The organism is Termitidicoccus mucosus, from assembly GCF_038725785.1.
Classification (GTDB): Bacteria; Verrucomicrobiota; Verrucomicrobiia; order Opitutales; family Opitutaceae; genus Termitidicoccus; species Termitidicoccus mucosus.
This window is the reverse complement of sequence record NZ_CP109796.1, coordinates 170,987-186,554: the sequence shown is the minus strand read 5'-3', so window position 1 is coordinate 186,554 and position 15,568 is coordinate 170,987. Positions and strand designations below refer to the sequence as shown.

Below are 15,568 nucleotides of genomic sequence, written 5' to 3'. Positions count from 1 at the left end.
GCGCTCGGCGGCGCCCTGGTGGTGGACGGCTTCACCGGCACCACCAGCGGCACCCGCGCCGGCGAGGTGCTCGCCGCGCCCGCCCGGGTGCTCATCCGCACGACCGGCACCATCACGGGCGATTTCGCGGCAAAGACCATCAACGGCGGCACCAGCCCCGTCGATTACCTCACCCACAACGCCTTCGTCGCCACCGGCGGCACCGACTACGTGCTGGGCACGCAACTGACTTGGCAGAGCGGCACCGCCCTCGCGCACGGCACCTTCACCGTCGGCCCGGGCGGCGCCTTCGAGGTGGACGTTGCCCTCGCCGACGAATCCCCCGCCAACGCCTCCGGCTGGGACGGCGGCTCGCTGACCAAGGCCGGCGCGGGCCTGCTCGTCCTCAGCGCGAGCAACAGTTACACCGGCAGCACCAGCGTGCAGGCGGGCGAGCTGCGCGTCACGCACACCGCCGCCCTCGGCGCAGGCCTGGTGGACATCGCCGGCGGCGCGACCCTCACCGGCGCCTTCGCCAGCGCCTACACCTTTGCCAGCACCCTCCAAGGCGCGGGCCTGCTCGCGGTCGACCTCGGCGCTTCGACGCCAACTTTCAACTTCGCCTCCGGCGCGCTCAGCGCCGGCTTCACCGGCACCGCCGCGCTGCGCAACAGCACCTTCACGCTCACCGGCGGCGCGCTCGCCAACGCCACGCTCTCCTCCGGCTCCGGCAACCGCACCCTCGTCGGCACCGGCACCCACACGCTCGCCGGCCTCGCGCTCGACGGCGGCCGCGTGGACTTCGACACCAACGTCCCCGCCGACATCGTTTCGCCCGCCTTCGTCGCCGCCACCGGCACGATCCACCTCGCCAGCGGCACCGTCGGCGTGCGCATCCCGCAAAGCGGCACCGCCCCGCCGTCGCCCAGACCCGCTGCTCCAGCAGGACGACGGCGCGCTCACCCGGCTCGCCTCCTCCGCGACCACCACCGGCAACATCGGCGGCATCGCGCTGGTGGACCTCGCCACCGGCGCGCTCGTCAGTGCCACCCAGTCCGCCGCCATCAGCCAGTCCGGCACGCAAGTCGCCACCGGCACCTACGGCTACGGCCTCGCCGGCCGCGACGCCTCCGCCAACAACGGCCTGCATGTCAGCTACGGCCTCGTCGCGGTGGACATCCTCGCCGGCCGGACGCTCCTGCTCGACAGCGACACCACCGCGCCCGCCGGCGGCAACGATTTCAAGGCCGTCATCACCGGCAGCGGCCACCTCGCCCTCTCCCCCGCCTCCGCCATCACGCTCAATGCCTCCAACCGCTACACCGGCACGACGCTCATCACCGGCGGCACCCTCATCGCCGGCGCCGACGACGCCCTCGGCCGCACTTCGCACCTCGCGCTGGCCGCCAACGCCGCCTACGACCTCGCCGGCAACACCCAGACCCTCGGCGGCGGCCGGATTGACGGCGCCCTTCTCGGCTCCGGCTCGCTCGGCCTCGGCGGAAACGTGGACATCACCGGCACCAACGCCGCCTTCGCCGCCGACATCGGCGTCACCGGCACGACCACGCTCCACCACACGCAGGCCCTCGGCGCCACCGGCGCCACCGCCATCGCCGCCGACGCGGAGCTCCTGCTGGTCTCCTCCACCGGCGCCTTCTCCAAGCGCCTCGGCGGCCAGGGCCGCTTCGCCCTCGCCGCCGGCAGCACCGTGGCCCTCACCGGCGCGAACACCGCCTTCGGCGGCACCTTCGCCATCGCCCAAAACACCGCGCTCGGCGCCGGCTCGGCCGCCCACCTCGGCTCCGCCGCCCTCGCCGCCGACGGCCTCCTCACCCTCTCCAGCACCGCCGCCGAAACCCTCGCCAACGCCCTCGGCGGCTCCGGCACCTTCGTCAAGGACGGCGCGGGCAACCTGACGATTGCCCGGTCCAACGCCTTCACCGGCGTCACCACCGTCGCCGGCGGCACCCTCACCCTCAGCGACCTCCACGGCACCGGCACCGGCGACATCACCAACCACGCCGCCCTCGTCCTCGCCGCCAGCGGCATCTTTGCCAACAACCTCCTCGGCTCCGGCACCACCATCATCGACCCCGGCGTGATCCTCACCGGCAGCAACGCCCTCGCCGCCTGGGACGTCACCGCCTCCGGCACCGCCTCCGTCACCCAACAGCAAAACCTCGGCGACGCCGCCACGCACGTCGACGGCCGCCTGGTCATCACCGCCTCCGCCGGCTGGAACTACGCCAACGCCCTCACCGGCACCGGCGTGCTCTCCGTCGACACCTCCGGCAGCGCCTTCGCCTTCACGCCCGCCGCCCTGCCCCCGCCTCCCGCCGGCTTCCACGGCACCCTCGCCCTGGGCCACAGCGCCTTCGACCTCTCCGGCGTGAACACCGCCGCGCTCGCCGACGCCACGCTGCAGCTCGACGACGGCAATCACACCACCGTCGGCAGCGGCACGCAGCAAATCGGCAACCTCGCGCTCGCCAGCGGCACGATCACCTTCACCCTCGGCGCGAGCGGCACCCAGGCCGACGGCATCGTCAGCACCGGCGTCCTCGATGTCCGCGACACCGTCATCCGCGTGGACACCGGCAGCTTCACCGGCAACGGCGGCCTCCCGCTACTCCGGCAGGACGAGGGCATGAGCCTCCTGCTCGTCCAGAGCGACACCCTCGCCGCCGGCAGCAAGACCCTCGTCACCGGCAGTCACCTCGTCGACCAGAACGGCAGCAGCATCAGCAGCGCCGCGCAAAACGACATCGTGCAGTCCGGCACGCTCACCGCCAGCGGCACCTACAACTTTGCCGCCCTCGCCGGCAACACCGGCCTCCACCTCGCCTACACGCTCACCGCCCTCGACCTGCTCGCGGGCCGCACCACCGTCCTCGACCACGAGACCGCCTTCCTCGGCGCCATCACCGGCGGCACGACCCCCGGCGGACACGAACTCCACGCCCTCGTCTCCGGCTCCGGCAACCTGCAAATCAGCGCCACCGGCGCCATCTGGCTCAACAACCCCGCCAACACCTACACCGGCGCCACCCTCGTCACCGGCGGCACCCTCGTCGCCGGCGCTTCCGGCGCCCTCGGCCACACCGCGTTCCTCTCCGTCTCGGACAGCGCCGCCTTCAATCTCAACCACACCACGCAGACCCTCGCCGGCGGCCTCATCCTCGGCGCGGACGGCCTGCAAGGCACCGGCACGCTGCACCTCGCCGCCGGCCTCCTCGACATCCACGCCGCCAACACCGGCTTTGCCGCGCTGGTCGCCACCACCGGCACCGTGCGCCTCGCGCACGTGCAAGGCCTCGGCGACTCGGGCACCCTCGCGCTCGACTCCGCCGCCGCCACCCTCATCCTCGACACCGCCGCCGGCGGCACCTTCGCCACCGCGTTCTCCGGCAGCCAGGGCTCGTTCATCAAGGACGGCGCATCCGCCGTCGCCATCGCCCGCGCCAACGCCTTTGGCGGCACCGCCGCCATCCGCTCCGGCACCCTCGCCGCGGCCCATATCGCCGCGCTCGGCACCGCCAGCGTGGACATCGCGGCCGGCGCCGCCTTCGAGTATCGCGGCATCGCCGCCGGCGTCTCGCAAAACACCTTCAGCGGCTCCGGCGCCCTCTCCGTCATCAGCAGCACGCTCGCCATCGCCCGCGACAACACCATGGCGTTGGTCAGCATTGACAACGCCGTCGTCACCATGCGCTCCAGCCTCGCCCTCGGCGCCGCCGCCACCGTGGTCACGCTCCACAACGCCGCCTCCGCCCTCCGCATCGACACCCCCGGCGCCCGGCTCGGCACGCTGCACCTCAACGGCGGCCTCCTCGCCTTCGCCGAGCCCGCCGGCTTCGCCGCCGCCTCCGCCGCCGCCTACCACCGCGCCCGCATCGAGACCCTCGGCGCGGGCCCCGGCCGCTTCGAGTTCAACGTGGACTTCACCGGCGCCGCCGGCCTCATGACCCCCGCCGCCGGCATGAAGGCCAACAGCCTCGTCATCGCCGCCGACGCCGCCGCCCCGCACCAAGTCCGCGTCCATTACACCGGCCAGCCCGGCACGCAAAGCGCCTCCTTCGAGCTGATCGCCACCGGCAACGGCCTGGCCGAGTTCGCCCTCGACACCAACAACGGCAAGATCGACTTCGGCCTGACCGCCTACGAGCTCAACCGCGGCGACGGCTCGCCGCTCATGCCCGTCGCCAGCAACTGGTACCTCGCCGACACCGGCCTGTCCAACGCCGCCGACGTCATCCTCGACACCGCCTCCACCATCCCCCTGGACTGGAACACCGCCCTCGACTCCCTCCACCTGCGCATGGGCGAAGTGAGAGCTGAGAATCTGCCCGCCACCCGCCACCCGACACCCGCCGCTTCTTCCGGCAACCTCTGGGTGCGCAGCCGCGCCTACCGCATGAACGCGACCAACAGCGTCACCGGCCGCGGTTTCGACCAGTACGGCGGCGGCCTCACCGCCGGCATGGACAAACTCTTCCCCGCCGGCACCGCCGCCAGCCTCCTCGGCGCCTTCATCGACATGGGCTCGATCAGCCGCGACTTCGACCGCCGCGGCGACAACACCAGCAACAGCGTGACGCTCGGCGCCTACCTCACGCGCCTGCACGACGACGGCTGGTTCGCCGACGCCGTCGTGCGCGCCGGCCGCTACATCAACAAAATCGACGCGCGCACCCCGGACCTGCGCTCCATCCAGGGCCGCTACACCAGCCGCGCCCTCGGCGGCAGCATCGAGGCGGGCCGCCGCCTCCGGCGCGCCGGCGGCTGGTGGCTCGAACCCGCCCTGCAGGCCTCCCTCCTCTGGCTGTCCGGCGACAGCTTCGAGACCTCCCCGGAGAGCCTGCGCCTCCACGTCGCCCAGGACTCGCTCCGCTCCGCCCAGTACCGCGCCCTCCTGCGCTTCGGCCGCCAGTCCGCCGGCGGCAAATGGAACCCCTACGGCAGGCTCGGCGCCGCCGCGGTCGACTCCGACGGCGGCACCCTCCACGCCCACGACAAGCACCTCTCCCCCTCCTACGACGGCAAACGGGTCGAGTTCGGTTTTGGCGCAAGCTACCGCATCAACGACTCCAGCCAGTGGCATGCGGACTACGAGTACGCCACCGCACGCCACTACCAACGCCCCTGGTCCCTCAACCTCGGCTACCGCAGACTCTGGTAGGCAAAAACATCACCGCCCCCCAGACCCAGACAACACCCGCACTGCCCGGCCCCCCAGACCCCCTCGCGCGGCCTCCTGACTCCGCCAGACCGAAAGGCACGCAAATAGGATTGTTGTGCGCACGGCGCGACAGCGAGTAGCGCAGGCATCCCTGCCTGCCGTCGAAACAGAAAGGCGCGAAGCGCCGCTGGTTTTTTTCTGAAAAATGCCGCGCTGCGCGCGATAAAATAACGACGGCAGGCAATGATGCCTGCGCTACACCCGCTGCGGCGGGATCGCCCACTACTTCGCGCCATTCGCTGACTTCATTTTGAGTTACGCACATCCGGCGCGGGGCAATTCTTTCATTGCTCCCAGCCCGGAAAGTTCCCACACTCAATCCATGAACCCGCAACTCCTAGTCGAAGAAGTCGCCAACCGCGCCGACGATTTCCTCCGCGGCGTCACCAACCCATCGGAAGCGCACAATGCGATCGTGGAACTGCTCGCCATCGAGCACCCCTCGCTCGCCGCCGAAGCCCGCCGGCAAATCGCCGATGCCGTCATGAAGATCCTTCGCAACGAGGATTTCTTCACCATGGCGGCCGCCTCCGCCGGCGGATGGCCTGATGACGACGCGGACGACGAGAGCGAATAACCCGCCTCGCGTCGCGCCCCGCGCATCCGTTCCGACACGGATGCCGCATGTCCGCCCCCTCTTTGTCCGGATCACCCTGCCCCCCCAGACGCGACGCCGCGCTTGCCTTTATGCCATTTGGCAGTTTACTTTCTGCCACATGAAAACCATCGCTGACATCGCCGACTGGAGCCGCCCCGCGCCCGCCGAACTCGCGGCGCGCGTCGAGGCCGGGCTGCCCGTGACCGAACTGGTCAAGTTCGGCCGCAAGGCGGGTTTCACGGCCGAGGAGATCGCCACGCTCGTGCACATCCCGCCGCGCACCTATGCGCGCCGGATCGCTGGCAAGGCGAAACTCGACGTCACCGAGGGCGAGCGCGCCGTGCGCCTCATGCGCCTCTACGACCGGGCGCTCCGGGTCTTTGGCGGGCATGATCGCACCCGCGCATGGCTCCAGCGCAAGCTCCGCATCCTCGGCGGACGCGCCCCGCTTGATTTTGCGAAAACGGAGCCCGGCGCCCGCGAGGTGGAAAACATCCTGGGCCGCATCGAGCATGGCGTCTTTTCATGAGCGCCCCGGAAACGCTCACGGTCTGGCGGCTCTGCTCGCGCAAATTCGCGGCGTCCGCTTTCAGCGGCGAGGGCGCGAGGCTTTACGGCGGACGCTGGTCGCCGCCCGGCATCGCCGCCGTTTACTGCTCGGAGTCACGCGCGCTTGCGGCGCTCGAAGTGCTCGCCCACATCGAGGACACGGCGGATTTTGCCGCCATTCCCTGGGTCGCCCGCTCCATCGACCTGCCTGTCGCCGAAATCGAAAAACCCTCGCGCGTCCCGGCGTCGTGGCGCCAGTTTCCCTACATCGCCGCGACCCAGCGATTCGGCGATGACTGGCTGCGAACCGCGCGCGCCGTGGCGCTCCGCCTGCCCAGCGCCATCATTCCCGGTGAATTCAATTACCTGCTCAACCCCGCGCATCCGTCCTTCCCCAAGTTGCGCATCGGAAAACCATCGCCCTTCCGTTTCGATCCGCGACTGAAAGGCAAATAGCTCCCGTCTTTCCGCCTCTTTCCTCTTTATCTTTCTTCTTTCTCTCCGGCATATCGACGGGAGAAAAAATCACGAGCTTCATACCATCGCCGCCCTTCCGCCCCATGACACCTCTCGCCTACTGGACGCACAATCTCAGCCCATTTGTTCCCTTTCTGCGCTTCTCTGAAAACGTTGGCGTCCGCTGGTATGGTCTCGCCTACGTCGCCAGCTTCGTCGCCGCGGTATGGTTGCTCGTGCGCTACGCCCGCGCCGGGCGCTCGCGGCTCCCCGCGGCGAAGGCGTGGGATTTCATCCTCTATATCATCATCGGCGTGATGTTGGGCGGGCGGCTCGGCTCCTTTCTGCTTTATCATCCCGGGGAACTCCTGCGCGATCCGCTGGCGTTCTTCCGCCTTTGGGACGGCGGCATGGCGAGCCATGGTGGGTTCATCGGCGTCGCGCTCGCGATCCTGCTCTTCGCGCGCATCCACAAAATCCCCGCGCTGCACCTGGGCGACCTGATCGTCACCACCGCTCCGCTCGGGCTCATGCTCGGGCGCGTCGCCAATTTCATCAACGGCGAGCTTTGGGGCAAACCCGGTTCTTACTGGTGGTGCATGATTTTTCCCCAGGCAGGGGACGGCATCCCGCGCCATCCCTCGCAGCTCTACGAAGCCGTGCTCGAGGGCGCGGTGCTGTTCGCCTTCATGCAGTGGCGCATCTGGCGCACCGACGTCATCCGCGCGCAGACCGGCCGCATCACCGGCGAGTTTTTTGTCACCTATGCCCTTGCCCGCTGCGTGTGCGAACTTTTCCGCGAGCCCGACCGCGATGTGCAGCTCATCGCGGGGCTGAGCCGCGGCACGTTTTACTCGCTCTTCGTGCTCATCGCCGGCGTGGCGCTGGTCGCCTACGCGGCGAAGTCGCGCAAGTCGCCCGGTTGACTGCCCCCTCCGGGCGCCGGTATCACTGTTTCGCGGCGGGAGACGCCTCCGGCAGCGAAATTTCACGCACCCAGATGTTGCGGAACGACGGGCGATCGACGGGGTGGTTTTGCAGCACGAGCGGCAGCTTCGCGGCATGGGGCTTGTAGGAGGGAGCGCCACGATACTCCGTGGCACCGAGCAGCACCGTGTCGTGCTGCACCAGCACACCGTTGTGGAAAACGGTCATGCGCGCGGGCGAGAGCAGCGTGCCGTCGGCGCCGAAACGGGGGGCGACAAACACCGCGTCATACACCTGCCATTCGCCCGGCTGGCGTGAGGCGTTCACCAGTGGCGGGTGCTGTTTGTAGATGGAGGCGGCCTGCCCGTTCACATAGGTCGGGTTGTCATGGGAATCGAGCACCTGCAACTCATAGAGTCCCATGAAAAGGACGCCGCTGTTGCCGCGTTGCTGCCCGCTTTTGAGCGGGTTGACCGGCGAGCGAAATTCAAGGTGCATCTGCACGTCGCCAAACGCCTGTTTGGTGCGCAGGCTGCCGGTCTTGTCCACGGGCGTGAGCACGCCGTCCCTGACCGCCCAGAGCGGGCGCGGCTCCTTCGCGCTGGTGGAGTCCCAGGCGTCGAGGCCGGCGCCGTCGAAAAGCACCACCGCGTCGCTTGGCACGCCGCCCGCGGGAGCGCTCACCACCGGCGGCACCGGCTCCCACTGTTCGGTGGCCGAGGGCGGCGGCAGATTCGAAGCCGGGTTCGTCTGGGCGAAGACGGCGGTTGCGGTGAGTACCAACGGGGCGAGGAATCGGATGTGCATGAAAATGAAACCAATCGGGCAAATATGACATGCGTCCGTCGTTAATCCAGTCCCGAAACCCTCGCGAGGCGGACATTTCTATTCATCGCATGCCTGCGGACTGCGCGGCCAAAGCCGCACCGAGTCCACGAAAACAAGGCATGCCTCCGCAAACATAAAACCCGCTCCCCAAAAGGAGCGGGCTGGATGGAAATTGATTGCGGCCCGACGGGCAACCCGCCTGCCGTCAAGCACTACCAAGTGCGCTTCTTATGGCGATTGGCTTTGAGGCGCTTGCGGCGCTTATGCTTCGACATTTTCAGGCGGCGTTTCTTCTTAAGGTTACCCATGGTGGTGTTCGGATGTTTGGAAAAGTGGCAAAGGTGCCGGTCTGTTCGCCCGCTGTAAAGTGTTTTTTGAATGCATCTGAAAACACGTCCACCTGCCGCACACCGTCATGCCGCCGGCACCGGCACGACGGCGGCGGTTTCGGTGAGCAGAAGCACTGACGAAACGGCATCCGCGCCCAGACCACAAAGCGCCTGCACCGCTTTTCGGTAGAGCGCCATCTGCGGCGCGTAATGTTCCACCATGCGCTTCGCGAAAGCGGCGTCGCCCTCCCCTTCGAGCTTCGCATTTGTCTTGAAATCGAAAATTACTGCGCGCCGCGCGGAGTAGGAGCCGGTGAAAACGACTCTGTCAAAACGACCCGAAAGCCATTCGCCGGCGGATTTTTTCTCACCGGCGTTTTCGTCCACCGGAATAAAAACCTCAAATGATTTTTCGCGCCACAAAACCACTTCACCAGCGGCATCGTCCGGTTTTTCGAACGCGCGGCTGAACTCCGTTTCCTTCGCGAACAATTTCAAAATCTCCTCTGAAAACGCGCACGCGCCGAGGCCGGCGGCAGAAGTTGACGATGGGCCGGTCCCTGTCGCTCCCATGATGCCGGTGGTAGTGAACCATTCGATTTTTTGCAGTTCCTTGTGCAAACGGTCGCCGCGCTCGGCGCCGGTTTCGGCGGAAACGTTTTCGGCGGCACCGGCGTTTTTTTTCTCCGTGCCGTCGAAGAAAATTTCTCGTGTGAAAAACTTCGCGGTCGCCGACGGCGTTTTCCGTTTCGGCACCGCCGGCAATTCGATTTTTTCAGCGTCACCGGCGTTTTTTTCATTCGCGGGAGTTTCCGTTTTGCCGGTGCCGGTGAAGACGGTCAATTCGGCGGAGGCGATGCCGCCTAGCCGGTTAATGAGATGAGTGGAAAAATATTTTGTGCCACTCACCTTGCCATCCTTATTCATGGCGTTTTTGGCGTGGATGGAGAGGTATTTTTTGGCGCGCGTCATCGCGACATAGTAGAGGCAGAGGTTTTCGAGAATTTTTCCTCGGCGCATGTTGTCATCGGCACTGCCGAGAACGGAGTCGGCACCGGTGACGTTTTTGCCCGGATTTTCCAAAATCCAATCATCGGCAATGATGGGCGACTTCGGGTTGCTTACGCTGTCAATGCCTTCATCCTCGAAAAACGGCACGATGACGTAGTCGAAGCCGAGACCCTTGCTGCGGTGAACCGTCAAAATTTTGACGACGGTAGGGTCGGCGAAATCACGGCGGCGGCTGGCCTCGACAAACGCGGCGAAATCGTCGGGATGCGTGTCGGCTCCAGCACCGGCCTCGAATTGCGCGGCAGCGAGGAGGAGCGCATCGAGGCGCGCGCGTGTGAATTTGTCAGCGGCACCGGCCATCGCGACGAAGCTGCCGCTGTTTTCCTCGATGATTTTACGCAGCGCACCCGCGAGTCCGAGCCGGGCGTTGTTGAGGGAAAATTCTTCCGCGATAGCGGCCGCACCGGCTTCGGCTTTTACGAGCGGCGTGGCCGCGAGGTGCCGTTTCGCGAATTTGTCCGAGGGATGCGCGGAAAGCCTGACGAGGTTGAGGAGCGCGGCGACAACGGGGCAGTCTCCGATGGCGCTTTCGCCTTCCCATGCGACGCGGATGCCGCGGGCGGAAAGTTTTTCGGCGAGTTTTTTCCCCTCGTCGTTTGTGCGAACGAGAATGGCGGTGCCGTCTTCCAGATTTTTATCCCATGGTTTGGTGCGGTCGAGTTCGGCGATAATGTTGTCGGCGCACACATCAATCTCGTCTCGCTCGGAGGCTGCGTCTTTTTGGAAAGTGGTAAGGACGACTTGGCCGGAGTCCCCGGGCGTGCCGTCTTTTTTCGGGGCGGCGGAATGCTCCTCCCAAATTTTTCCCCAGCGTTCGGCTGCACCGGCAGCGGCGTCGCCGCCGGCGAGATATGCCTGGATTGCGGTGGGGGTGAAAACGGTGTTGACGGTTTCGACGATTGTTTCGCCAAAGCGGTAGGATTCGGTGAGCGAGCCGCGCGTGTATTCGGGGCGTTCTTTTTCCTCGTTGAAAATGGCGACATCGCCGCCGCGCCAGCCGTAGATGGATTGTTTGGCGTCGCCGACGACGAAAACGGAGCGCCAGTTTTTGTCGTTGTCCTCGTTTTCCTGAAGCGCCTCGCGAACGAGCGGGCGGTTGACTTTTTCGTTCCATTGGGCGCGCGAGGTGTCCTGAAATTCGTCGAGGAGCCAGTGGCGGATTTGCGAGTCGAGGCGGAACGCCAGCAGGTCGCGCTCGGTGTCGCCGAGGGTCGCGAGTTTGCGCGGGATGTCGTCGAAAACGAGGCGCCCGTGGTCGCGCGCGGTGCCGGCGTAGGCGGCCTCGTAGCGCGTCATGAGACGGAAGAGACCGGCGGTGTGTTTGAGGCGGATTTCGAGGGCGGTGGCGAGGAGGTGCGAGAGGAGCGCGTGCCCGGCGGCCTGCTGTTTGGAGGAGAAGTTTGTTTTTTTCCTGTCGCAATTGAATTCCCCGATGGCGCCGGCGGGCGTCCAATTTTCGAGCATGTTTTTCAACGGCGTGGGCGCGTCAAACGTGCCGTTGAATTCACGGGCGAATTTGCAAACCGAGAGGAAAGATTCTCGGCGGTCGGCAAATTCGGGGGCGTTGGCGACAGCGGTTTCAAAGGCGGCGATGGCGTCGGCGTTTTTCGCGAACGGCATTCCCGCCGCGCCCCAAATCGCGCACGCGTCGCCCCAACTTGGTTCATTGGGAAAATCAAGCCGGTGCCGGTGCCAGCGTTTGACGAATTCGGCAAGTTCGCCGAAGAAAGTTTTGCCTCCATCGCCCTGTGTGGCGGCGCGAAAATCCTCGAAAAACTCATCGGCGTCGCGCGGAGTGGCGTTGAGAATTTGGGCGACGGCGGCGGCACCGGCCTGCTCGCTTTCGTGGGCGTCCATCAGGCGCAGCTCGGCGGCGGTGAATCCGAGTTCGAGCGGAAAAATGCGGACCATGCGCCACATGAAACTGTCGAGCGTGCCGATAAAACTTTGGTGCTGCGTGGCGACAAGTTTGCGAAGGGTTTCCGCAAAAACAGCCGGCGCCAGCGGCGCGCCGTGGTTTTTGCGAATGATGTCATCCTGCCATTTCGGAAGACTGGTGAAAATTTCCCTGGAGAGTTTTTCGGCGGCGTTGCCGTTGTCAGCGGCGCCTGCGGCGAGGCGCCCGGCGAGTTTGTTGAAAATTTCACCGGCGGCGGCGCGCGTGAATGTGAGCGCGGCGACGGAAGCCGGATCAATGCCGAGCAAAAGCAGGCGGATGATGCGCGTGGTGAGCGCGTAGGTTTTCCCGGTGCCGGCTGATGCGCTAATGAAGTGATTGTCTTTCATTTTTGTTCCTCCTTGTTCGCGGCGCGCGCGGCGTCCCAGATTGCGATGCGTTGTTCCTGATCGGCGACCCACGGTTCGCTGATGCCCGCGGCAATTTCCTCTTCGGAAAGGCCGAGAAAGAGCGGCTTGAAATTTTCAAGCGGCGGATATTTTCGTTTCAACGGCGGCCAAAAAATTCCGGCAGCGATGCGCGAAAGAATGACATCAAGCGTGCCGTCAACCGAGGGGTCGTCGAAAACGCGCTGGTCATAGTCGCTCAAACCGGAATCTTCTTCCGAACGACCGAGCGCAAAGTGCGCGCAGGAGACGATCGCTCCTACGGGGACAATTCGCGCGCCAATGCCGCCTGCGCCGGCGTCTTCGAGCAATGCGCCCGTTTGCGCGGCGCGAAGGTAGAGGGGAAGCTGGAGGTCGGACCATGCGGCGGATTTCGATTTTCCTTTGGGTTTGGCCGGCGACACAACGAAACTGGGGCATCGGCGCTCGTCAGCGTAGGCAAGCGCGATCTTGCTTGTGTCGTAAACATCCTCGTCGGCGTCTTTCTTTTTGTTCCACGTTTTGTAATCGAGAATGCGAAACTCGCCGGTGTTTTTGTTGCGGTCAACGCGGTCAACTTTTCCGTGGATTTCAAAACCGTGCGCGGAAAACGGGAGCGTGAAATGCCGCTCGGCGGCGACGATTGCCCAGCCGCCGGCAACGGCACCGGCCTGTTGTCGGGCGAAAAAGCCGAGGCGTTTTTTCAATTCCCCGCGCTGGAGCTGGAGAACGGCGGTGAGTTCCGCGCCAAATTTTTCCGCGAAAAGCGCGTCGGTTTTTTCGTGGAGAAAGCCGGCGATTTTCTCGGCGTCGCCGGCACTGGCGGCGGGAGATTTCGCGAACGCTTCGAGCACTTCGTGCGCGATACTGCCGAAGGCGAGTTCGTCGAGTTCGGCGGCGCGGTAGTCAACCGCTTCCATTTTCAAAACGTGTTTCAGGAAAAACGCGAAGGGGCACGCAATGTAATCCTTGAGCGCGGTGACACTGACGCAGGGGAGGCCATGTTTGGATTTTTCGGAGCTCGATTCAAAGAAGCCGGCGGCGTCACCCGTGCCGGGAAGCGGGAGGTTCAGGCGCCAAGCGGGGGGAAGCGAACGGGCGGGGGCGGGCGCGGGGGAGTCGGCGTCTTTGAAAAGTCTGGCGGCGCGGGCGGCGAAAATTTTGTCGGCGGCGGCGCCGTCACCGGTCCCTGTGAAGAGGATGCGCGAGGGTTTGAGGGCGTCGGCGCGGGTGTTCACGCGCGCGAGGAGGAGGCGGACATCTTCCGGCGCGCGCGGAGCGAGCATGGAGCGGAGGAGGAGCCAGTCGCGCGCGAGGCGGGTCTCGTTGCACGGGAGGTCGAGAGCGGAACGGAGCGAGTCGGGCAGGAAGGCGTGCGCGGTGACGGTTTCGGGGACGCAGCCCTCGTTGAGGCCGGTGATGACGAGCGCGTCTTCGGGCGCCCACGCGAGTTCGACCCAGCCCTCGACGGCGAGGGTGTTGGGGGCGTCGGGTTCGAGGGAAAACGCGGTTTTTTCGAGGAGCGTTTTGAGGAGCGCGGCGGCGCGTTCCTCTTCTTCGGCGCCGGCGGCTCCGGCAATTTTTGCAGGCGGGACGCGCGTGCCGTTTTGCGCGGCGGCACCGGTGCCGGTGATGATTTCGCGAAGGAGTTTTGAGTCGGAAAATTCTTTGAAAATTTCGGAAACTTCCGCCGCCGCGGCGGCGAGTTCGCGGTGGCCGGGGATTTTTTCGTCGGGGGAAAAGTTGGCGAAAATTTCGGCGAGAAATTTTCCCACGCGCGCTGGCAGCGCGGCGCCGACGCCGGTGAGGGCTCGGATTGCTTCGAGGGCGGATGCGAGCGAGGAAAGTTTTTGTTCTTCGGCGGCGCGGCGCACGGCGGCGAGCGCGGCATATCTTGACACGCCGGCGAAGGTGCGCGGGAGGTGGTCGTTTTGGAGTTTGTCAAACTCGCCGAGCACGGCGGAGACGCGGATGTTTTTTCCGGCGAGCCAGGTGCGGACGTCGGCGCCGCGCAGGAAGGCCGAGAGGATTTCGGCCGGGGTGTTTTCGCGGAGATGGCAGAGTTCAACGGCCTGCGCGGCGAGGCGGCCGAGAGCGGTGGCGCGCACGGGGAAGCTCGCGGGGTTGCGGAGTGTCACGCCGCGCGCGAGAAAGGCGGCGGCGAGGTGGTTGAATATTTCGGCGTCGGCGTTGCCGAGCGCGACGGATTTTTTTTTGCCGGCGCCGGTGCCGCTGATGCATGCGGCGACGAAGTTGGCAGCGGCACGGGCCTGGTGTTCGGCGTCGGCGGCGAGTTCGATTTGTTGCTCGTCGTCGAGTGGGAGTTTGTGCGCGGCTGAGCCGAGCGGTCGTGTTTCGGTGACGGCGGTGAATTTTTTCGGACGGCCAAATTCATCGAAAAATCCGCGCTCATTTTCGCACGCGTGGACGAGAATGGTGAATTTGACGCCGGTTTTTTCGGCGAGATTTTTGAGAAAACCACAAAGCGCGGGCGTGGCGCCCGGATGCGCGGCGAGGACAATTTCGTTGATGGAGGCGCCGACGGCATTGAGGCAGTCGTCGGGCAGTTTTGGGTTTTTGATGATGTCGGCGAGCGAGGCGTCGGCGTGGCGGAGATTGTGAGCGGCGAGTTTTTCGAGGAAGATTTTTTCGAGCGAGGCGAGTTCGCGCCAGCGGACGGCGTCGGCGTGGTCGGGCGGAAGTTTTTCGGAAACGGCGGTGAAGTTGAGCGCACCGTCGGCGAGGATGCCCCAGAGATCGTGGAGTTGGCGGGCGACGCCGAGCGCGGCGGAAAACGAAAGTTCAGCAATACCGCCATCGGCTTTTTGCGGAAAAATTGCGGAAAAATTTTCGCACGTGAGTGCCCCCCCCGACGCGAGCAGCGAGGCGAGAAGCGCGTTGCTTTCAGCGGAAGTGGCGGCGCGGGCGGCGACAACATCGGCGTCGCTGGCGTTTTTGTTTTCAGCGGGATTTTCCTCCGGTGAAAGAAGCGCGGACGGTGTCTTGAAAACCGGTGGAATACAAGCACCCGTGCCGACGCCGGCGCGCGCCTTTTCAACGAGCGCAAACGCCAGTCGCCGCCCCGCCTGCCGCGTTGGAACGGCAACAAGCAAATGGTCGAGCGCAGCGGCACTGGCGCCGGCAGACGAAACGCGTTTTTTCCAAAGCCAGTCGGCGACGGCGCGGACAAGTGGTTTTCCTTCTTCAGGCGGGAGAAATTCGAGTTTCATTGTTTTTCATTAGGAAGCTTCGGAGGCGATACGGTTG

General features: G+C 65.6%; 9 protein-coding genes and 1 pseudogene. 6 read left to right on the top strand and 4 right to left on the bottom strand.

Features of this window, described 5'->3' with window-relative positions; all coding sequences use genetic code 11:
• Window positions 1-18: 18 nt before the first annotated feature.
• From OH491_RS00605 to lgt, 6 genes and pseudogenes are all read left to right on the top strand, one after another.
• Window positions 19-435: pseudogene (locus OH491_RS00605) on the top strand (autotransporter-associated beta strand repeat-containing protein); the annotation flags it as partial.
• A gap of 559 nt (window positions 436-994) precedes the next feature.
• Entirely contained in the window at window positions 995-5,161 is a 4,167-nt protein-coding gene (locus OH491_RS00600; protein ID WP_342750803.1) for an autotransporter outer membrane beta-barrel domain-containing protein, read from the top strand.
• Window positions 5,162-5,543: 382 nt separating this feature from the next.
• Complete coding sequence (locus OH491_RS00595) at window positions 5,544-5,798, top strand: hypothetical protein (RefSeq protein WP_068772957.1); 255 nt, start codon at window positions 5,544-5,546, stop codon at window positions 5,796-5,798.
• Between the two features lie 139 nt (window positions 5,799-5,937).
• Window positions 5,938-6,348 (top strand): type II RES/Xre toxin-antitoxin system antitoxin, encoded by a 411-nt coding sequence (gene parS, locus OH491_RS00590; RefSeq protein WP_068772958.1) that lies wholly within the window; start codon window positions 5,938-5,940, stop codon window positions 6,346-6,348.
• Window positions 6,345-6,824: an RES family NAD+ phosphorylase gene (locus OH491_RS00585; protein WP_068772959.1), complete on the top strand. Its 480-nt coding sequence runs from the start codon at window positions 6,345-6,347 to the stop codon at window positions 6,822-6,824. Before parS ends, OH491_RS00585 begins: the two co-directional genes overlap by 4 nt.
• A 104-nt stretch (window positions 6,825-6,928) precedes the next feature.
• The gene (lgt, locus tag OH491_RS00580; RefSeq protein ID WP_068772960.1) at window positions 6,929-7,750 is read left to right on the top strand and encodes a prolipoprotein diacylglyceryl transferase; all 822 of its coding nucleotides are present in this window, start codon (window positions 6,929-6,931) and stop codon (window positions 7,748-7,750) included.
• A 22-nt stretch (window positions 7,751-7,772) separates the two neighbouring features.
• Here the strand turns inward: lgt and OH491_RS00575 are convergent, their stop codons facing one another.
• From OH491_RS00575 to OH491_RS00560, 4 genes are all read right to left on the bottom strand, one after another.
• On the bottom strand, window positions 7,773-8,558 hold the full coding sequence (locus OH491_RS00575; RefSeq protein WP_068772961.1) for a 3-keto-disaccharide hydrolase: 786 nt from the start codon (window positions 8,556-8,558) through the stop codon (window positions 7,773-7,775).
• Window positions 8,559-8,791: 233 nt separating this feature from the next.
• Complete coding sequence (locus OH491_RS00570) at window positions 8,792-8,887, bottom strand: AURKAIP1/COX24 domain-containing protein (protein ID WP_084442695.1); 96 nt, start codon at window positions 8,885-8,887, stop codon at window positions 8,792-8,794.
• A gap of 105 nt (window positions 8,888-8,992) precedes the next feature.
• Window positions 8,993-12,265, bottom strand: coding sequence for a UvrD-helicase domain-containing protein (locus OH491_RS00565; protein WP_068772962.1), 3,273 nt, complete (start codon window positions 12,263-12,265; stop codon window positions 8,993-8,995).
• Window positions 12,262-15,531: a PD-(D/E)XK nuclease family protein gene (locus OH491_RS00560; protein ID WP_068772963.1), complete on the bottom strand. Its 3,270-nt coding sequence runs from the start codon at window positions 15,529-15,531 to the stop codon at window positions 12,262-12,264. The genes OH491_RS00565 and OH491_RS00560 overlap by 4 nt, the downstream gene beginning before the upstream one ends.
• Between the last annotated feature and the right edge of the window lie 37 nt (window positions 15,532-15,568).